This is a genomic window from Pelobacter seleniigenes DSM 18267, from assembly GCF_000711225.1.
Taxonomy (GTDB): Bacteria; Desulfobacterota; Desulfuromonadia; order Desulfuromonadales; family Geopsychrobacteraceae; genus Seleniibacterium; species Seleniibacterium seleniigenes.
In genome coordinates this window covers 176691-195950 of the sequence record NZ_JOMG01000004.1, presented here as the reverse complement: position 1 = coordinate 195950, position 19260 = coordinate 176691, and the positions used below count along the sequence as shown (strand labels likewise).

The 19260-nt window shown below is 53.4% G+C and carries 15 protein-coding genes; 8 read left to right on the top strand and 7 right to left on the bottom strand.

The window, feature by feature from the left end; all coding sequences use genetic code 11:
• Window positions 1-11 precede the first annotated feature (11 nt).
• The 4 genes from N909_RS24040 to N909_RS0117845 all read right to left on the bottom strand — a co-directional run bounded on the left by N909_RS24040 (window position 12) and on the right by N909_RS0117845 (window position 5273).
• Window positions 12-2123 (bottom strand): immunoglobulin-like domain-containing protein, encoded by a 2112-nt coding sequence (locus N909_RS24040; RefSeq protein WP_211253994.1) that lies wholly within the window; start codon window positions 2121-2123, stop codon window positions 12-14.
• Between the two features lie 329 nt (window positions 2124-2452).
• Window positions 2453-3553, bottom strand: coding sequence for a sensor domain-containing diguanylate cyclase (locus N909_RS0117855; RefSeq protein ID WP_029917498.1), 1101 nt, complete (start codon window positions 3551-3553; stop codon window positions 2453-2455).
• A gap of 58 nt (window positions 3554-3611) precedes the next feature.
• A complete protein-coding gene (locus N909_RS0117850; protein WP_029917497.1) occupies window positions 3612-4028 on the bottom strand; it encodes a bacteriohemerythrin in 417 nt (138 codons plus the stop codon).
• 249 nt (window positions 4029-4277) lie between these two features.
• Window positions 4278-5273 (bottom strand): aldo/keto reductase, encoded by a 996-nt coding sequence (locus tag N909_RS0117845; protein ID WP_029917496.1) that lies wholly within the window; start codon window positions 5271-5273, stop codon window positions 4278-4280.
• Between the two features lie 783 nt (window positions 5274-6056).
• Here N909_RS0117845 and coxB point away from each other — a divergent pair.
• The 8 genes from coxB to N909_RS0117795 all read left to right on the top strand — a co-directional run bounded on the left by coxB (window position 6057) and on the right by N909_RS0117795 (window position 14808).
• Complete coding sequence (coxB, locus tag N909_RS0117840) at window positions 6057-6989, top strand: cytochrome c oxidase subunit II (RefSeq protein ID WP_029917495.1); 933 nt, start codon at window positions 6057-6059, stop codon at window positions 6987-6989.
• Window positions 6986-8674: a cytochrome c oxidase subunit I gene (ctaD, locus tag N909_RS0117835; protein WP_211253993.1), complete on the top strand. Its 1689-nt coding sequence runs from the start codon at window positions 6986-6988 to the stop codon at window positions 8672-8674. Before coxB ends, ctaD begins: the two co-directional genes overlap by 4 nt.
• Window positions 8671-9225, top strand: coding sequence for a cytochrome c oxidase subunit 3 (locus N909_RS0117830; RefSeq protein WP_029917493.1), 555 nt, complete (start codon window positions 8671-8673; stop codon window positions 9223-9225). Before ctaD ends, N909_RS0117830 begins: the two co-directional genes overlap by 4 nt.
• Window positions 9222-10031 (top strand): cytochrome c oxidase assembly protein, encoded by an 810-nt coding sequence (locus N909_RS0117825; protein ID WP_051689936.1) that lies wholly within the window; start codon window positions 9222-9224, stop codon window positions 10029-10031. Before N909_RS0117830 ends, N909_RS0117825 begins: the two co-directional genes overlap by 4 nt.
• 18 nt (window positions 10032-10049) lie before the next feature.
• On the top strand, window positions 10050-10298 hold the full coding sequence (locus N909_RS24035) for a hypothetical protein (protein WP_036684118.1): 249 nt from the start codon (window positions 10050-10052) through the stop codon (window positions 10296-10298).
• The gene (locus tag N909_RS0117815; protein WP_029917491.1) at window positions 10295-10804 is read left to right on the top strand and encodes a QcrA and Rieske domain-containing protein; all 510 of its coding nucleotides are present in this window, start codon (window positions 10295-10297) and stop codon (window positions 10802-10804) included. Before N909_RS24035 ends, N909_RS0117815 begins: the two co-directional genes overlap by 4 nt.
• 29 nt (window positions 10805-10833) lie before the next feature.
• Window positions 10834-12225 carry a cytochrome b N-terminal domain-containing protein gene (locus tag N909_RS0117810; RefSeq protein ID WP_029917490.1) on the top strand — a complete coding sequence of 464 codons (1392 nt, stop codon included), beginning with the start codon at window positions 10834-10836 and terminating at the stop codon, window positions 12223-12225.
• Between the two features lie 624 nt (window positions 12226-12849).
• Window positions 12850-14808 (top strand): hybrid sensor histidine kinase/response regulator, encoded by a 1959-nt coding sequence (locus N909_RS0117795; protein ID WP_051689935.1) that lies wholly within the window; start codon window positions 12850-12852, stop codon window positions 14806-14808.
• Between the two features lie 69 nt (window positions 14809-14877).
• Here the strand turns inward: N909_RS0117795 and N909_RS0117790 are convergent, their stop codons facing one another.
• The 3 genes from N909_RS0117790 to N909_RS0117780 all read right to left on the bottom strand — a co-directional run bounded on the left by N909_RS0117790 (window position 14878) and on the right by N909_RS0117780 (window position 19226).
• On the bottom strand, window positions 14878-16263 hold the full coding sequence (locus tag N909_RS0117790) for a metallophosphoesterase family protein (protein ID WP_029917488.1): 1386 nt from the start codon (window positions 16261-16263) through the stop codon (window positions 14878-14880).
• A 425-nt stretch (window positions 16264-16688) separates the two neighbouring features.
• Window positions 16689-17705 (bottom strand): TRAP transporter substrate-binding protein, encoded by a 1017-nt coding sequence (locus tag N909_RS0117785; protein ID WP_029917487.1) that lies wholly within the window; start codon window positions 17703-17705, stop codon window positions 16689-16691.
• A 462-nt stretch (window positions 17706-18167) separates the two neighbouring features.
• Complete coding sequence (locus N909_RS0117780; RefSeq protein ID WP_029917486.1) at window positions 18168-19226, bottom strand: Gfo/Idh/MocA family protein; 1059 nt, start codon at window positions 19224-19226, stop codon at window positions 18168-18170.
• Window positions 19227-19260 lie beyond the last annotated feature (34 nt).

Sequence of the window (19260 nt, the reverse complement as noted above, 5' to 3'; positions counted from 1 at the left end):
GACAGCAACCATCACCGGCACAAACTGTTCCCATTGAGACAGAATCCGCTACGGAAATAGCCGTTAATGGCCGTGGCGCTCAAATGACTGTCCCAGTTCCCTTTGCGTTGCTGGTTCAGCCGTTCGACCAGGGCCTCGACTTCCGTGGCCTCGCTCAGGCCACTGGCGTAACCGAGCTCCGCCAGATAACTGCCGATGCTCCGCTCCGGATCGACATAATCCCGTAACACGGCGGTGGAGGTGGTATCTGCGGTCAGGCTGAGAAAATCGCTCAGGCTGACTTTGCTCCCTCCGGCGGCAAACCATTGCGCCTGGTCCTTGGCAAAAGAGTAATAGTTATCGGCAAACTCCTGGTCGGTCAGAGCCAGCGGATAGTCGATCAGCCGTCCGGTGGTTTCTTCCAGGGCAGCGAGTTCGTTATTGCGCACCACAATCCGATCCTGGGCACCGCTCACGGTCTGTTCCGCGCCCGCATCGGTAAAGGTCATCAACCCGAGGGAGCTGACCAGGTCATAGATGATATTGGCATCGAACAGGGTATCCGTGGTGTGGCCGCCGCTTTTGATGCCCCAGGTATTGGTATAGACACCCGCCTTCCCCCAATGGGTCAGCAGATTCCCGAACACCAGGCCGCTCTGCCAGTCGCTGATTTCAATCCCCCACCCCAGGGTCCGGTTGGTGGGAAAGGTTCGGCCAATCCCGGTCATGACATTATCGGTCACCAGGATATTCTCCCAGCGCGGCCCATTGTCCTGGTCACTGTTGCCGCCCAGGCTGATGCCGATTTCCCCTTCGGCATAGAAATTATTATCGGCCAGGATATTCCAGGCCTTGATCTGATTGGTGCCGGATGAGGTATTGGAGGTGAACTTGGTGCCGATACTCGAGGCACGCAGGAAAATATTGTTCCGAAACACCGTGTTGCGAGTCTCGGTAAAATAGGTATTGTGATTGAACATGGTCGCCATACCGGCGGTCTTGGTACTGGCGTCCCCCTGCTGATACCAGCCGTTATGATCGAAGATATTTTCTTCCAGCAGCACCGAACTATAGGCGGAATAGAGCCCCTGGGAGTGGGAGGTCACCGAATAGTTATCGGTAAAAATATTGCGGCGGATGATGATGTCGGCAACCGGCAACAGGTTGTCGTCAGCGTCGAAGGCATAAGACTGCACGACATTGCTGTTGAACCATTCGAACCGACAATCCTCGATGAGCAGGCCGCCAGTATTGCTGTACAGGGTGGCGCTGATACCGCTGTCGGCGTCAACACTGTCAAAGCCGACAAACTCCGCCTCCGCGGGATTGCGATCGGCGGAGTAGAAATGCACGCCGATCACCGCTGCATTGCCGCTTCGGTTCAGGTAAACCCCGCTGTTTTTCACCAGCGGACGCTCTGCGGACAGGTCACCATAGGCCGCGACCACCATCCGTTCGGTGACGGAACGCCCTTTCCCCAGGCTCACGCCTTGCCCGGGAGTCCAGCTGTCCCCTCGTTTGAGGAGCAGATAATCGGGATAACCATCCCGAAGCAGTTCCTGGGCCGCCTGAATGGTCGCAAAAGGCATGATCGTACCGGCAGGATTGAAAGGATCGCTGCCGATCTCGGTCGCGGCGGGCAGGTAGACCTGTGCCGTATTGTCATCTCCGCTCGAACTGGAGACATAGATCAGCCGCGAATCGGCCGACGGGGTCAGAATCGACCAGCCGTCGCTATCCTGAGGCGGCAGGCTGAAATCGTCCAGCCATGACACCTCAAAATTTGCAACAGACAGATCAAGGACGAAAATCACCCGTTCAGCCGTGGTCGTATTCCCTGCCGAATCACTCACCGAATAGCGGACCAGATAGCTTCCGGCCACCGCCGTATCAAGGGTCGAATCGGTGACAATCCATTGGCTCAGGTCACCATCCTCCGCATCGCTGGCGGTCGCGCCCGGATCGGTATAAGAATCCCCCAGGGCCAGGCGTTCGACACTGCTGCCGAGCAGGGTGATGACCGGCGCATCATCGGGCGGATCCGAGTTGCCCGACCCGCCGCCGCTGCAAGCCGTCAGCAAAAGCAACAGCGCGCAAGCCAAGCCGAGCAGCCGGGTCACGGGTGGAAATTTATGAAATGGCAATATGCCCCATCGGAGTTGAGTTCTGGCAGGTCGAGTCATGGCAGTCATCCACTTTTCATTTAGGGTTGCTACGATCAGCCGGCAGTCGCAGTTGCGAAAGATCGGCAGGGTTCAAAACAGATACTGACTATCCGTATAGCAGATAATCAATTTTTTTTCTTGATACTATCGGAAAATATTGTCACATAGGTGAACCGGTCCCGAAATTTTTGCGCAGTATTGATAGCGAACAAATGACCAGAAATCATTTGAGGGAGAACAGATCTATAATAAAAAGAGCTCGCCCGGCAAGAGGCCTGACATCAAATACCCTCAGAGAGGGAAAACTATTAACGGATCCAACGGATGCAGTTTCTACCGGATTTCTTAGAGGCATAAACACCATTATCCGCCTCTTTGATTAAATCTTCCGGTGTCTCCATTGCTGCAGTTTTCAATGCAAGACCAACACTGATACTGCCCTGCCAAACCCCGCCTTGAAAGGAAATATCCTGACCGATAACCTGCGCATGCATCTGATTGGCGACATGTATTAAACCTTTCGCATCCGTGTTCGGGCAGATGATCAAAAATTCATCACCGCCCAGCCTGCAGACGATATCATCAGTCCGCATCGCATCCTGCAGTTTTTTTGCCAGTTCCCGCAAAACAACATCCCCAGCATCATGCCCGTAGGTATCGTTGATTTCCTTGAAATTATCAGCGTCAACCAGCATGCAACCAAGATCCATGGCCTTGGAGGTCTTCCAGAGAGAGGTTAAGGTCTGCATTGCAAAGCGCCGATTCGTTAAACCGGTAAGAGCATCCGTAATTGACAATTTTTCCAGTCTTTGGTTGGCCTCGAATAAAGCTTTTGTCCTTTCTTCAACTTTCAACTCCAGAGTCTGGTTAAATTCACCTAACTGCCTGTTACGATCCGAAACCTGATTGAACAGATGAGTGAGGGCTTTTAAAAGAGTTTGAGTCGCAACATCCAGCCCTTGTTCTTCTGCTTGATAAGCGTCGGCCGCAGAAGCACCTTTTTCTATCATACCAATCTGCCGAGCCATGTTCCTATCGCAGCCAAGAATATGATAAATAAGCCAATTAATCAGGTATTCAAAAAGGCCTTTCTCAATCAGGAGAGTGCCTGGGGACCATTGCCTTCGCTGAAGAAAAACATCCTGGAAGAACTGTTTGTGCTTTTGTTGATGCCGCTGTATGTGTCTGCTATCAACACCGGCTCGCAGCATGAGTTCTTCTTCCTCTCTAAAGTGATACGTCGTATAGGAAAGCAACTCTTCCAAAAGAGCATCGGTGTCTTGAGGGATAACACCATCCTTTGCGAGCAGAACTCCAAATTGATTCGTGACATCAAATAAGTGGTGATGTTGCTCATCGATGGTAGAAAATCCGATTTCGAACGCTTCGTTCCATTGAAAAAGATCCATAACAACCCTCTTCCAGAAAATCCGGGGATGACGCTCAAGCTCTGAGCTGTTGTTATTCCTATTTTACGAACCGACCGGCACGGGCCTCCAAAAAGGGGCCGTATTTTTTATCAACTTCAACAATGTGATCCAAAATCCATATCCTCAGGAGTTTAAGAAGATCTTTAGCCAGAGTTTCCTTCTCCGCAGAGGATCGCTCTTTCATTTCCACAACCGCTGCCATCAATTCGGCATGAGCCTGCCGATGATTTTCGATATCGGGATATTTATATTGCTCCAACAACCTTTCTTCATTCTTGAAGTGCTTGAGCACGTAATCTTCAAGCTTGCCCAGGGTTTCAGTCAACACTTCATCTCCGCGCTTATCCCGAACTGCTTCAAATAGCTGATTCACCGCGGCCACAAGTTCGCGATGCTCGTTATCCAGGGCCAAAATCCCCGTCTCATAAACTTCTTTCCAGCCGATAATTGTCATAGAAAACTCCCGATTCCAGCCTTTGCAAGAAGATTGAATTTCCCAAACCCGGTTTTCAATAGCGGCTAACTCGATCTGATTAACAGATCGTTAAAGTCTAATCTTCAAGGTCGTCCTGTTGCGATTAAGGTACATCCGCAGCCAATGGTAGGGGAACCTGTTTCTCTTATCGACCCGTTAGCAGGATTTCTTCATGTCTCAATCAAAAAGACAACAGGCTGGTTGCCCGGATTCCGCACAGATCATGGCTCAGCGGTCAATGGTCGCCATGCCGTCATCCGGATAACGCTGTCCGACAATATGTCGCGGATCCAGGGCGATATCAAGACGCGCCATTTGCTCGCCATCAAGGCGCAGGTTGACCGCAGCCAGATTTTCCTCCAGGTGGGAACGGCGCTTGGTCCCGGGAATCGGCACGATGTTCTCCCCTTTGCCAAGCAGCCAGGCCAGCGCCACTTGCCCTGAAATCACCCCCATTTCATTGGCAAGATACTGCACGATGGCCGCGGCCTTCTGGTTAGTATCGAAGTTCTTCCCCTGGTAGCGGGCATCACCGTGGCGGTGATCCGTGGCCGGATACTCTTCCGCCCGTTTGGCGGTTCCGGTCAGAAACCCCCGCCCTAGGGGGCTGAACGGCACCAGACCGATGCCCAGTTCCTTCAGCAGTGGAATGATCTCCGGCTCAAGATTCCGTTCCCATAGGGAATATTCACTCTGCAGGGCCGAGACCGGAAAAACGGCGTGAGCACGGCGGATGTTGGCGACCCCGGCCTCGGAAAGTCCGAAGTAGCGAGCCTTACCCTCTTTGACCAGCTCACCGACCGTGCCGGCGACATCTTCCATGGGCACAGCCCGATCAACCCGGTGCTGATAGAGCAGATCGATATGATCGGTCTGCAACCGGCGCAGCGAACCCTCCACTGCCTTGCGGATACCGGCCGGGCTACTGTTGGTCTCTTTGCCGACCCGCTTACCGTCCGCAAACTTATAGCCGAACTTGGTGGCAATCAGCACTTTATCGCGCCGGTCCTTAAAAGCCCGGCCAAGCAGTTCCTCATTGGCAAACGGTCCGTAGACCTCGGCGGTATCGAAAAAGTTGCAGCCCAACTCAATGGCCCGGTGCAAAGTGGCGATAGATTCCTGCTCATCCGCCGGGCCGTAGGACTGGCTCATGGGCATGCACCCAAGACCGATGGCGCTCACTTCCAGCCCCTGGGAACCCAACTTACGTTTTATCGATGTCATAGTTTCTCTCCTTAGAACGAATACTGTGCTCTGACTCTAAGCAGTTGGTTCGCGAGCCGCACCAGAACACGACTAGGCCATCACGCCACAAGCATACCCGTAGACTATGAAATCTCAACAGCAGCAAGTTTGAGATTACAGCTTGCCAAGGCCCCTTCTTCCATGAATTGACCACCACTCCTTGCGATGTGAAAAGCTCGCATTAATTTGAAAAATCTTCCCCCCTTTTTCCTCTAACATATCCTTTCCAAATCCAAAATGGGTAAAGGCAATCTTTTCTCCGCATAACAGACTCGGCACGCAACGATAACGCCTATAGTTAAAAATGACATATTTTATAGACTTAATTTGCTCACCTCCTTGAAGACTCAAACTGTCGAGTTAGACTTTTCATATCAATCGGTTCTTTTTAAAAAGGGGAATTCATCTTACCGGTTGTCAAATTGTTTTTTGCTTCTCCAAAATTGACCTAACGTACTGTGCGGATAATCGCTTTCGTTCATTCCGGTTCTTTTGCTGACTGGCAACGTTGCTCCGGCTCGACTTGGCTCAAGCCAGGTCAGTATTTGTCCACCAGGCCAGGAACCAAAACGCCTCAGAATTATCGAAACAAATCACGCACAGGACACTCGGAAATAACGTGACGAGGACATGGCAGGCCTGACGTGTCATTCGATTGCTGCCATGCGCCACAGATCTTACCGGGGATCCCTCCGCGAAAGAGGCGAAATCCCGGAAATGGTGCATTGAGAAAATCTGTCAGTTGAAAGGAAAAGGGCACAAATGAACATACCTTCGCCTTTGATTCCCGCCTCCCTGCAAGCCCGGGATATCAATTTTCTCTTTCAGATCGTCTTGATAATATCGGCTATCATCCTCCTGGTTGTGGCAGGCCTGGTTCTTTACAGCGCTGTGCGCTTCCGGCGGCGACCCGGCGACCCGGTTCCCACCCAAGATTTCGGCAATACCAAGCTTGAGATCACCTGGACGGTGATCCCGCTGCTGATCGTTACGGTCATGTTCTTTCTTTCGGTCAGAACCATGCACGCTGTGGATCCGCCGCCGCTAAACCGACCGCCAGACATCCAGGTGGTTGCGCACCAGTGGTGGTGGGAATTCAGCTACCCCGAATCCGGGGTCATCACTGCCAATGAGTTGCATATCCCAATCGATAAAAATCTTCTGTTCAGCGTCACCTCTGCGGATGTCGTTCACGACTTCTGGGTCCCCCAACTGGCGCGCAAAATCGACGCAATCCCCGCCCGGAAAAACTTTGCCTGGATCGCGGCAGACCAACCGGGGCTTTATCTGGGCACCTGCGCCGAATACTGCGGGGTGGAGCATGCCTGGATGCGGATCAGGGTTGTTGCGCAGACTCCGGAAGAATTCAGTCAATGGCAAAAGAAACAACTGGCCATTCCCGCCAAACCGACCGAACCGCTTGCCGTCAAAGGCTACAATGTGTTCATGAGTCGTCCCTGCAGCAGCTGCCATCGGATCGCCGGCACACCAGCGGACAAAGACATTGGCCCCGACCTGACGCATATCGGCAGTCGCCAGACCCTCGCAGCCGGGGTCTTTGACAATTCCCCCGGCAATCTTGAAGCCTGGATTGCCGATCCCCAAAAATTCAAACCCGGCTGCCATATGCCGGATCTTCAACTTGAACCGGCGGAACTCACCGCCCTGACGGCCTATCTCGAGGAGTTGCAATGAATCAAATGAGCCAGGCACAAGCTGTCCCGCGTTCCATCCGAACAATCCCGGAATACCGAGGGCTGCTCAGCTGGGTCAGTTCCGTGGACCACAAACAGATCGGCATCATGTACCTGCTCGGGGCCTTACTCTTTTTGCTGCTGGGACTGGTCGAGGCAACCCTGATCCGAATTCAGCTGGCGGTGCCGGAGAATACGTTTCTGTCACCGGACAGCTACAGCCAGATCTTCACTATGCACGGCACAACCATGATCTTCCTGGTCGGAATGCCGTTGATGCTTGGGTTATCCGTCTATTTTGTGCCCCTGATGATCGGAGCCCGGGACATGGCCTTCCCCCGCCTCAACGCTTTCGGCTTCTGGATTTTTCTGTTCGGCGGGTTTCTCCTTTATTTCAGCTTCATGTCAGGAAGCGCTCCCCTTGCCGGATGGTTTGCCTACGCCCCACTCAATGAAAAAGCCTATCTTTTCAACAGCGGCCAGGACTACTGGGTCATCGCCCTGCTACTGACCGGGGCCGGCTCCATCGCCACCGCCATCAACGTTATTGTGACGGTCTTCACCCTGCGGGCACCGGGTATGAATTTTCGCCGGTTACCGCTCTTCGTCTGGATGACCACGATCAATTCCTTTTTAATCCTCTTCGCCCTGCCCGCGTTGAACACTGCGCTGGTGATGCTCTTTGCCGACCGGCAACTCGACGCGCTCTTTTTTGTGAGCGCCAAGGGGGGCTCAGCCTTGCTCTGGCAGCACTACTTCTGGTTTTTCGGGCACCCGGAAGTCTATATCCTGATCCTGCCGGTCTTCGGGATCATTTCCGAAGTCATCCCGGTCTTTGCCCGCAAACCGATCTACGGCTACGGATTTCTGGCCGGCTCAACGGTCGCCATTGCTTTTCTCAGCTTTGCTGTCTGGGCTCACCACATGTTTGCAACCGGGCTGGGATTTCCCGTCTACTACGTCTTTGCCGGGGCCAGCATGTTGATTGCAGTGCCGACGGGCATCAAAATTTTCAACTGGATCGCGACCATGTGGGGCGGCTCGATTCGCTTCACCACGTCGATGCTGTTCGCGACCGCCTTCCTGATTCAGTTCACCATCGGCGGCTTAAGCGGTGTTGCCTTCGCCGCGGTCCCCATCGACTGGCAGCTGACCGACAGTTATTTTGTCGTCGCCCATTTTCATTATGTGCTGTTGGGCGGGATGCTGTTCGGAATCATTTCCGGCATCTATTACTGGTATCCGAAAATGACCGGACATTTCCTCTCCGAAAAGCTGGGGCGGGCGCACTTCTGGCTGATGATCATCGGCTTTAACGGCACCTTCTTCGTCATGCACCTGATGGGGCTGTTCGGCATGCCGCGCCGGGTCTTCACCTATCCGGCAGACATCCCTTACCTGGCCCCGATGAATATGCTCTCCTCCTGCTCGGCGGCAGTCCTGATGCTGTCCCTGCTGATCTTCTTTGCCAACCTCATAGTGAGCCTGTATCGCGGGGAACAAGCCAGTGACAACCCCTGGGAAGGCTGGACCCTGGAATGGGCAACCTCCTCTCCCCCGCCGCCGCACAACTTTGACAAGGTTCCCTATATCCGCAACCGCCGGCCGCTCTGGGATCAGCTGCATCCCGATTTACCCGAAGCCCGGCTGGAAGCCGAACATGAAGCGGGAGGAGCAAGCCGATGATGGACAAGAACAAAATGGCCATGCTGCTCTTCATCGCCTCGGAGGTGATTTTCTTCCTGATGCTGGTGATTGCCTACGCTTTCTTCCACAGCAAAGGAACCGCCGGCGGGGCTGCAGGTGTCGGACAACTGCACATCGGCAAAACCTCCGTCTACTCGATCTTCCTGTTTGCCAGCAGTTTCAGTGTCTGGCGGGCCGGGCGCAGCCTGCCGCAAAACCGACGGCGCGGCGCGTTCTGGTTACTGCTCACGATTGTCCTGGGCGCGATCTTCCTGGTTGGCCAGGGGCTGGAATATAAAGACCTGCTGCTGCAGCACATCACCATCGGGCGGAGCCTGTTCGGGACGACCTTTTTCACGCTGACCGGGTTCCACGGGCTGCATGTCTTCATCGGCCTGCTGTTACTGACCATCCTCTGGTGCCTGGCCGTTTTTGGCCGGGAGACGGAACCAGCGCCAACCGCCACGGAGTCTATCTCGCTGTATTGGCACTTCGTCGATGTCGTCTGGGTGGTGATCTTTGCCGTGGTCTACCTTTGGGCCGCTTTATGATGGCACGACTCCTCAGCGCCTGGTCTTTTTACCCCTCGGTTCTGATCGGTTCGCTGGGGCTGGGGATCCTCTATCTGGCACTGACCAGGCTGCATCCGCCACGCCGATTCATCTGGTTCCTGCTCGGGACGCTCGCTACCGTGGTCGCGCTCATGTCGCCACTGGACATTCTCAGCGACGATTATCTGTTCAGCGCGCACATGATCCAGCATCTGCTGCTCGACCTGATTGTTCCGCCGCTGCTGCTGCTCGGCCTTCCTGCGGATCCGACCCGGCACTTCCTCCAAAAAGCTTTGCCGGCCCGAATCGAGGGGATTCTCGGCCGACCGCCGGTCGCTTGGCTGCTGGGGATTGCAACCTTGTGGATCTGGCACCTGCCGATCCTCTATGCCGCGACCCTGAGCAACGAGCATGTCCATATATTTGAGCACCTGTGTTTCTTGGTAACCGGCACCATCTTCTGGTGGCCGGTGTTCGGACCGGCGGCGTCCCGGGCACTGAATACGTTTTATGCTCTGGTCTATCTTTTTACCGGCGCACTGGCAAACAGCCTGCTGGGCATTATCCTCACCTTTGCCCCGCAGCTGATCTACCTCGGCTATCAACATCCCGATGATACCCTCGGCATTCTGCCTTTGCTGCGAAACAGCTGGGGACTTTCTCCTCTCGCCGACCAGCAATTGGGGGGCGTACTCATGTGGGTCGGGGGCAGTCTTATCTTCCTCACTGCCATCCTCGGGGTGCTGACGCGCTGGTACGCCGCCGGGGAGGAGCGCAGCGGAGTGAACAGGCAGGCTTCTTTCTGAAAAGGAGGATCAAGCGTTATGCTGTCCAAGAGGAATAAACACGAGTCTGGTCAAAAGAGCCGGCAAGACGGCAGCGCCGAACCTGTACCGGAATGGTGCGATGCCAAACCTGCGGTTATTCCACCTCCAACCGCTTGGCCAATGGTCTTGGCCCTGGCCGCCACCATCGGCCTGTGGGGGATTCTAACGTCCTGGGTCTTTGTCGTTGTCGGCTTGTTGTTATGTGCTTTGAGCATCTTCCAATGGATCCAGGAGCTGCGCAAATGACCTCCTCAACTGACCATGACAATAAAGATCTGACAGCGCGACGGCGAGCCCTTGGCATTCTCTCGATCGCCCTTGGCGGCTTGGGAGCGCTCCTGGCCGGGACTCCGGTGATCGGCTTCTTGCTCGGTCCGCTGCTACGTAAGCGCCCGTCCAGCTGGGTTGGGATAGGAGCGCCGGACAGTTTCCGAATTGGAGAGACCGTCAAGGTGACCTTCAACGACCCACAGGCCTTACCCTGGGCCGGGGTGGTCGGCAAAACAGCCACCTGGCTGCGCCGGGAAGACGAACAGCAATTTGTCGCTTTCGACGTCAACTGTTCTCATCTGGGCTGCCCGGTCCGCTGGGAACCGGAGGCCGAGCTGTTCATGTGCCCTTGCCACGGTGGCGTTTACTACGGTAACGGCGAGGTTGCCGGCGGGCCGCCACCGCAGCCGCTAAAACGCTTCGAGACCCGAATTCAAAATGGACAGGTCGAAATCCAGACCCGCCCCCTGCCCATCACCTGAGACAGAAACCGGACCAGGAGTCAGACACTATGAAACTGTTGAGGAGCATCGCTAACTGGCTTGAGGACCGTACCGGGCTCTGGCAAATGATCAGGCCCATGCTGTTGCATCCCGTCCCGCCGAAAACAGGGTGGAGTTACATCTTCGGCAGCGCTACCCTGTTGGCCTTCATGATTCAAGTCGTAACCGGCATCGCATTGGCCACCATCTATATCCCGTCATCGGGGCAGGCTTATCAGAGCCTGCAATACATCACCGAGCAGGCCCCTTTTGGTCATTTTTTACGCGGCGCGCACTTTTTCGGAGCATCGGCCATGGTGTTACTGGTGGGATTGCATGCCATCCGCATATTCTTGACCGGTTCCTATAAATTCCCGCGCGAGATGAACTGGATCAGCGGCACGATTCTGCTCTTTGCAACTCTTGGGATGGGGTTCACCGGGCAGATCCTGCGTTGGGATCAAAACGCCCTCTGGTCACTGGTGGTCGGAGCCGAGCAGGCGGGCCGGACACCCCTTATCGGCAGCCAGATCGGCCATTTTCTGTTGGGGGGACCAAACGTCGGCGCCGACACCCTGAGCCGTTTTTTCGCCCTGCATGTTTTTGTGCTGCCAGGGTTGCTGCTCATGGTCGTCGGACTTCATCTTTACCTGGTTCTGCGCAACGGAATTTCCGAACCGCCTGAGCGCAATCGCCCGGTCGACCCGGCCAGCTACCGGCAATGGTATCAGGAACTGCTCAGCAACAGCGGCGAACCCTTCTGGCCGGCAGCGGTCTGGCGGGACGCGGTTTTCGGCGTTTTGGTGATTATCGCAATCATCAGCCTGGCCTTCGCTGTTGGTCCGCCAGATATCGGGGTACCGCCAGATCCGAGCCTGCTGCATGCCCAGCCCCGGCCGGATTGGTACTTCATGTGGTATTTCGCAGTCCTTGCCCTGTTACCTCACGGGCTCGAAAACTACGTCATTCTGCTCGCACCGTTGCTCGGCTTCCTGGTTCTGCTGTTGCTGCCGCTGGTCGCCAACAGCGGCGACAGACATCCCCTTAATCGGCCCTGGGCGCTTTGTTCGCTGCTCCTGATTCTTTCCGCCATGGGAGCGCTCTGGCTCGCCGGTCTGCAGGCCGACTGGTCCCCTGATTTCAACGCCAAACCACTGAGCGCAACGGTCATCGGCACCAGCAGTGGCCCTGTTGCCAGAGGCGGCCTGGCCTTTTCGAAGCGGGGTTGCCTTTACTGCCACACCATTTCCGACCAGGGCGGCCGGCGCGGACCGAACCTGACCACGGTGGGCAACCGACTCACCGCTCAGCAGATGACAATCCGGATTCTTAACGGCGGCTACAACATGCCGGCCTACGGCGGCATCCTGAAAGCCAAGGACGTCGAGGACCTCGTGGCGTTTCTTCAGAGCAGGCAATAAACCGGACTGCCGAGGGGTTCCCGGCCCCCTGCTGACGGCCATTGGTCACCAGCTCAGGCTCATCTTGCAAGGCCTGCTCTGGTCACGACCTCGTCAAAAAAAGCGGTGGGGAAAAATATTCGCCAGGATCAATCCAACCAGTAACAACTGTCAATCTGACCACTGCTCCACGCCTGCGTCCACGGCCTTAAGCCGCGCTCCGGTTTGGTTAGGGAGACCAGGGAACACTTGTTTGGTGTGGAGGTTCCACAAAAAAAGCCACTTAACCGGCATCCACCAATTCAAGTGACTCATTATCGCAGGCCCCCTCCTTCGCAACGGTTTCAATCTTTGGCAACTTACGCGGCAATGGCTTCCAAGTCAAGAAACCCGCAGAGTTAAGATAAGGCAAACGTTAACAGCAATCTACTGAGTTAGCCTCAGAAATTAATTCATCCGCGGCCGACCTCTCTAAAACTTGACTTCTTCTATGACAATATATTTAGATGAATAATTCCACATTGACCCAGGGGGGATGTTTTGCAAACAGATGATTTGAAACGCTAGCAGCAACAGACCGTCGTCGTCATAGAAAAATAGAGCGTCATCAATCATTGAGAGCTATTTTTCCGCCCAGGATTAAACATGCCGAACAGAACAAATGATGCCCTTCCCGCTTTGGAATCTGGATTTATTCAAAACAATCATGATTTTTTCATTCATGCTATAGAGATATCTCCGGAAGCTGTCTTCTGGATGGCTGCGGATGGTCATTTCTGTTATGTGAATAAAGCTGCTTGCGAGTCCCTTGGTTATTCGCGGGAAGAACTGTTGTCCATGCACTTATGGGAAGTCGACCCCGACTATCCCAGAGACCGCTGGCATGAGCACTGGGAAAACCTGAAAACGGTCCAAAGCGCAACCATCGAGACAACTCACCGCCGCAAAGACGGCATCATCTTCCCGGTTGAAGTGATCGTCAAACAAGTGTACTTAAGTGGACAAATTTTCCATACAGCTTTTGTCCGGGATATCTCCAACCGCAAAACGTATGAAGCCGAACTGCTCGAAAGTAAAAACCGCTTCCGGGCACTTCTGGATACTATCCCCGATTTAATTTGGCTCAAAGATGCCGATGGTGTTTTCCTGTCGTGCAATACCACCTTTGAACGCTTCTATGGCGCCAGGGAAGCGGATATCATCGGCAAAACAGATTATGACTTTGTCGACAAGGAATTGGCTGATTTTTTCCGTTTCAATGACAAGCTGGCCATGCAGGCTGGCAAGCCGACCACTAACGAGGAATGGATCACTCTGGCCGATACCGGGGAGCGGATCCTGCTGTTAACCACCAAAGTTCCCATGTATGACGCCAACGGGATTATCATCGGCGTACTGGGCGTTGGCCGCGATATCACTGAATTAAGACGCGCCGAAGAAAAACGCCATGAGCTGGAAAGCCATCTCCAGCAGACCCAAAAGATCGAATCGATCGGTCAACTGGCCGGAGGAATCGCCCACGACTTCAACAATATGTTGGGGGTTATTCTTGGCCACAGTGAACTGGCAATGAAAAAATCCCTCCGCTCTGAACCGGTTCTCGCCAATCTCACTGAAATCCAGAAAGCCGCCAACCATTCCGCCGACCTGACCAAGCAACTGCTCACCTTTGCCCGCAAGCAAACCATAACACCGCAGATCATTGACTTAAATGAAGTCATCCCCGCCACCCTCAAAATGCTGCAAAGGCTTATTGGCGAGAATATCCAGCTCTCCTGGAAGCCCGCGCCAAACCTATGGCAGATCAAAGTGGACCCCTCCCAGGTGGACCAGATTCTCGCCAACCTGTGCGTCAATGCCCGTGATGCCATCAGCGATACCGGAGGCATCAGCATATCAACTCAAAACCTCACGCCCGGAGACCATCCGAAAACGTTTAAGGAGTTTAAACTCCCGGCCGGGGAATACGTTCAAATTTGTGTCAGCGATGACGGCTGTGGCATGGACAAAGAGACCCTGAAACATATTTTTGAGCCCTTTTTCACAACCAAAGGAATCGGGGCCGGAACCGGACTTGGGCTGGCGACCGTGTACGGAGCGGTAAAACAGAATGATGGGTTTATCGACGTGCGCAGCGAGCCTGGCCGTGGCTCAGCCTTCTGTATTTTTTTTCCGCGCTGTTCTGAAACCAATGAAGCAGAGATCAGAAATACCCAAGCACTTGATTATCGGGGAAGCGAAACGATCCTGCTTGTTGAAGATGAAGAAATGCTCCTTAAGCTGGAGTCCACAATGTTGGAGCAGTGCGGATATCAGGTTTTAGAAGCGAAAACCGCGGACAAGGCTATCTCCCTGGCTCAAGCCCATAGAGGCCCCATTCATTTACTCATCACTGATATCATCATGCCGGAAGTCAATGGCTGGGAATTAAGTCACAAGCTTCACGCCATCAGACCGGACATGAAAGTCCTTTTTCTATCCGGGTATCCAGCAGATATCATTTCCAACAAGGGAGTGATTGAAGAAGGGCTGAATTTTCTGCAGAAACCGATCTCCATGGCCTCCCTGACCAAAAAGATCAGGGAAGTCCTGAATGAAGAATAAAGGATTCGCAGAGTAAAGGTTGAACTGCCGGCATTTCCTTTGCCAGCATTCACGCCGCCCGGTCAGGCACTAGCCTTCGACCATACCGTCTTCAAGACTAAAGCTGAAGTTGGTATCCGATGGTTCAAGGTCAGCCCACAGCGACCCCAAGATGCTCCCTACGGTCGCAATGGTGGGATCGGAATCAGCCATATAGGTTTGCACCGCGAGCAAATCATCCGCCGTGGGTGATTCATCTCCGCTATAATGGGCAACCATGCCTCGAACCAGGTACGGAGCCATTTCCGTTGCCGTCGCCTCAGCAACACCGAAGCCGTTGACCAAATAGTAAGGGGCCTGCAGAGTCAGACCGTTGACCAGGTAATCGTGGGCGTAATCGGGGAAGGGTTCACCACCGGTATTATAATCGATTTCAGTCACAACCTCTGTGGAAATCGCAACTGTGTCATCAGCACCAATCGAGACAAACCGGACCGGATTCGGGTAGGTGACCAGGGACCCGGTTTCCACATCGAAAATGAAAGACCCATCTTCGAATTTACGTTCAACCGCATCCTGGGCATGATAGTGTCCGGTAAAAACCAGACTCAAACCTGCAATGGCGAAGGTTTCCGAAATCGTATGCCAGTTATTCACCACATACTCGTCCCCTAACCCGGTCAATTGGGATTGGCCTGTGAAATGTTCAAGAATGCCATGGTGCATGGTTCCGATGATCGTTTTATGCTGGTTTTTCGCCTTTTCGATGTTTTCGGCAATCCAGGCAAGAGTTTCTGCGGAAAATGCGCCGCTGGTTTCCGGATAACCGTTTTCATAATTGCTGGCATATTGACAGGAGTCCAGGCAGAACACCCACAGCCCGGAGACCGGCTCGGCAATGTAGCTCAAGGAATGGTCATCTCTGGCAACGGCATCGGCATACCCCATTGCCGAATAGATTGAGGTAAACTCTTCCGGGGTCACACTGGCGACCGCGGTCACCCCTTCAGCGCTAAAGGCGTGGGCGTGCGGGTTGTTGATGTCGTGATTGCCGGGAATGACCAGAACCTTGATCCCCTGGTCGCGCAAGCGGTCCATGTACGAGGCAAACAGGTCATGACACTGCTTTTCACCATCTTTCGTCAGGTCCCCGGACACGATGACAAATTTCACCCGTGGCGTCGCGGCAAGAATCTGCTCAACCGCGGCCGCTAAAATGGCTTCGCTTTCCGCCAGCAGCTTTCGGTCTGACATAAGATACTGCTGCCAGGCCTCGCCCTCGGTCCCCAAAGCCGTGTCATAAACATGGGGATCGGAAATCACCGCAAAGTCAGCACCAGAAAACGTCTTGTCCGAATCATCATCCGAGGCACATCCCGTGAGATAAGATCCCAGCGAAAGAACAATCATTGTCGAGGTGGTCTTTTTAATAAAATCCCGCCTGGTTATCTTGATCGAATCGCGCATTTCAGCCATCTTTTCCTCCACAAATAAATGAATTCACATCGCGGTCCAAAATCACCAAAGACGGCGTTGTCACGTCTTGGTATTGAACATGTAGATTCTATGTATTTGTGTTAGCGGTTCGTTGCTCAAGAGTTAATTTTTAATGAACAATGCAGCAACGTTTGTCAGGCGGGAAATATGAAGGGGCATAGAGAGGACGTGACCTGACCATGGAGCACTCCCATCCCGCTCCTCGTTATCAGCATGAATTGAACGGGGCTCGCGATTGATCCGATGAATAAATAGTGGTTTTTTCATGAGAGTGTGTTGCTGTAAGGCATAACTCGCGACAACATGAATGGATTCATTCATGTTGCTTATTGACAATAAATTCATGAACTGAAAAGAGCGGGGGTGTTACATCCCCGCTCTTTGACCTGCATTAGCTTGCTATTTTATTTGCCCCGAACCTTCGCAATGGCGGCATTGAAAGCATCGACAACGTCTTGTCCGACTTTGGGAGTGTTTTTCTCAATAACCGGTTTAGCTGCGGCACGGATGCGATCCATCTCGGCAGGAGCGATTTCATTGACGGCCATTTTAGTTTTAACAAACTCAAGCGATTTATCCATTTGAGCCCGATTGGCCTTGCGTTGGAAAAGCTTGGCCTCCTGCTCAGCCTCAACAATGATTGCCCTCTCCGCATCGGTCAATTTGTCCCAGGTTTTCTTACTGACCAGAGATGATTGGGGAGAGTAAATGTGTTTGGTGAAAGAAAAGTATTTTTGGACCTCAAAGAGACTTGCAAACTGGACATTCGTCACTGGGTTTTCCTGGCCATCGACAACGTGCTGTTCAAGCGCGGTGTAAACCTCCGGCCAGGGCAGCGGAACCGTGTTGCATCCCAAGGTATTGAAGGTATCGATAAAGACCGGAGATTGAAGAACGCGCAGCTTGATCCCGGCGAAGTCTTCCAGTTTGGTGATAGGATGAACGTTATTGGTCACGTTACGAAAACCAAGTTCCCAGTAGCCCAGTCCCACCAGGCCTTTGGCCGGTAGTTTGTCAAACATCATTTTTCCGAAGCTGCCATCAACAACCGCATCAGCTTCTTGTTCGTCATTGAACATGAAGGGAAAATCAAAAATACCGAATCCAGGTACGATTCCGACCAGCAAACCGGCATTTAAAACTGTGAAGTCAATAGTTCCGCCCTGAAGAGCCGAAACGGTCTGCAGATCGCCGCCGAGCATACCGCTCGGATATAGTTTTACCGTCATTTTACCGTTACTTTTTTGCTCAACAAGTTCTGCAAATTTAGCGACACCTTGCCCCTGTGGGTGCTCTTTGGAGTTCTGAAAGGCAAATTTAAACGTATGCTTGTTAATATCTGCAGCAAAAGCTGTCATTGGAGCCAAAAGCGCGGCAGCCACTGCAAAAACAATCAGCTTGGTAAAAATATTCTTTCTCATTGCTTTCTCCTGGGTTCGGTTAAAAAACGATAATAAAACTTCATCCTTCTGCGAAGGTCATACAACCTTCTCACCCTCCAATTCTGGCAACCTCCTTTCGATGGCACGTAATGCGATGGCTAGCTGGTTTTCATCCGGAAACGGCGCTTTTCCGCTGCGGCGGTGTCAATCCGCGGGTCTTCTTGTGCGGCGTAAAGGACTACGCCTCCGCGTCCCCCCTTGATTTCCTTGCTACAACGAAAAATTACTCGTTTCCAACCTGAAAACTTAGCCGTTGCCCTGCGGAGTTTCCGGATGGCAACGAGTGTCCCGTTTGGTTAGTTGTTTAAATTAATTTTGAGTCATTTTTGTTGCTGTCAAGGCGTGCTGCCGCAGACCTAGCTTGAGCTAAGCCGAGAAAGCAGAACGTAGACAGCGGCAAAAATGGCCAGAATTGGGATATAGAACTAACCGTACGGGACACTAGCTGTTTTCAAGTAACTCCCGTGGGGATACCGTGCGGCCGGTTTCACTCGATTCGAGAACGGACAAGGTTGTGGCCAGAGTCAGCAGGGCATCTGCGGCATTGATGATCGGCTCTTCCCGGCCTTGAATAACCCGACAGAAATGTTCAAGCTGGGCGGTGTAGGGGCAAAAATAGGGGACCGTTTCCGAGCGCACCATCAGGGGCTCCCACCAGCCTTTCGTGCTGCCATGGGCATAACTGTAAAGATGCAGGTCAGGGAACGACAAGGAGGCTTTGGACCCCAGATAATGATAACAATTCTGTTGGTTCTTGAAGAAATCCGGGTTCTCCCCGGAACTGAGTTCATAAGACCAGGGGGCCGGGGTGGTATCGGAAACCACAGCCGCCCCGAGCGCGCCACAGGTCATTTCGAAGTTCATGGAAATGGTATCTTCAACCTGGCCCTTACGCACAAGGCGCTTGGTTCTGGCAGTCAATTCGAAAATATCACCACAGATGTAACGCAGGTTGTCGATTTCATGAATCATGTTGCACATCACCGGACCGCCCCCGGGCAATGAGCGCCATTCCGGAAGGTAATAAGCATCCCCCTTCATGAGGGCCCAGATGATGGAGACCCCGACCAACTGCCCCAGTTCGCCGCCACGGACAATCTCCCGGGCTCTCTTCACCAGGGGAAAATGGCGACGATGATGTCCGACCAGCAGATGAATCCCGCTCTGCCTGACGGTTTCGACCAAAGCCTTGCCCTCCTTAAGGGTTGCCGTCACCGGCTTCTCGGTCAGGACATGAATACCGCGCTCGGCGCATTCGCCGCCGATAATGGAATGCATGGGATTTGGGGTGGCATCAATAACCCCTTCGACCTCTGCCTGCGACAACAGTTCCCGGTAATCAGTAAAAAAAGGAATGCCAAGTGCATCTGCCAGCACCTTGCGTGACGGATCGATATCACACAACGCCACCAATTGACCGTTACTGACATGTTTGGAGGCCTCGATATGCTTTGCTGAAATCCAGCCGCCACCTATAAGTCCAATCCTGACCTTTTCCATAGTTTGCCCTCTTCAGCTTTACATACTTGATTCT

Excerpts from the sequence above, each read along its gene's own strand:
- N909_RS0117855 (WP_029917498.1), bottom strand. The coding sequence starts at position 3,553 with ATGGATCTTTTTCAATGGAACGAAGCGTTCGAAATCGGATTTTCTACC.
- N909_RS0117850 (WP_029917497.1), bottom strand. The coding sequence starts at position 4,028 with ATGACAATTATCGGCTGGAAAGAAGTTTATGAGACGGGGATTTTGGCC.
- N909_RS0117845 (WP_029917496.1), bottom strand. The coding sequence starts at position 5,273 with ATGACATCGATAAAACGTAAGTTGGGTTCCCAGGGGCTGGAAGTGAGC.
- coxB (WP_029917495.1), top strand. The coding sequence starts at position 6,057 with ATGAACATACCTTCGCCTTTGATTCCCGCCTCCCTGCAAGCCCGGGAT.
- ctaD (WP_211253993.1), top strand. The coding sequence starts at position 6,986 with ATGAATCAAATGAGCCAGGCACAAGCTGTCCCGCGTTCCATCCGAACA.
- N909_RS0117830 (WP_029917493.1), top strand. The coding sequence starts at position 8,671 with ATGATGGACAAGAACAAAATGGCCATGCTGCTCTTCATCGCCTCGGAG.
- N909_RS0117825 (WP_051689936.1), top strand. The coding sequence starts at position 9,222 with ATGATGGCACGACTCCTCAGCGCCTGGTCTTTTTACCCCTCGGTTCTG.
- N909_RS24035 (WP_036684118.1), top strand. The coding sequence starts at position 10,050 with ATGCTGTCCAAGAGGAATAAACACGAGTCTGGTCAAAAGAGCCGGCAA.
- N909_RS0117815 (WP_029917491.1), top strand. The coding sequence starts at position 10,295 with ATGACCTCCTCAACTGACCATGACAATAAAGATCTGACAGCGCGACGG.
- N909_RS0117810 (WP_029917490.1), top strand. The coding sequence starts at position 10,834 with ATGAAACTGTTGAGGAGCATCGCTAACTGGCTTGAGGACCGTACCGGG.
- N909_RS0117795 (WP_051689935.1), top strand. The coding sequence starts at position 12,850 with ATGCCGAACAGAACAAATGATGCCCTTCCCGCTTTGGAATCTGGATTT.
- N909_RS0117790 (WP_029917488.1), bottom strand. The coding sequence starts at position 16,263 with ATGGCTGAAATGCGCGATTCGATCAAGATAACCAGGCGGGATTTTATT.
- N909_RS0117785 (WP_029917487.1), bottom strand. The coding sequence starts at position 17,705 with ATGAGAAAGAATATTTTTACCAAGCTGATTGTTTTTGCAGTGGCTGCC.
- N909_RS0117780 (WP_029917486.1), bottom strand. The coding sequence starts at position 19,226 with ATGGAAAAGGTCAGGATTGGACTTATAGGTGGCGGCTGGATTTCAGCA.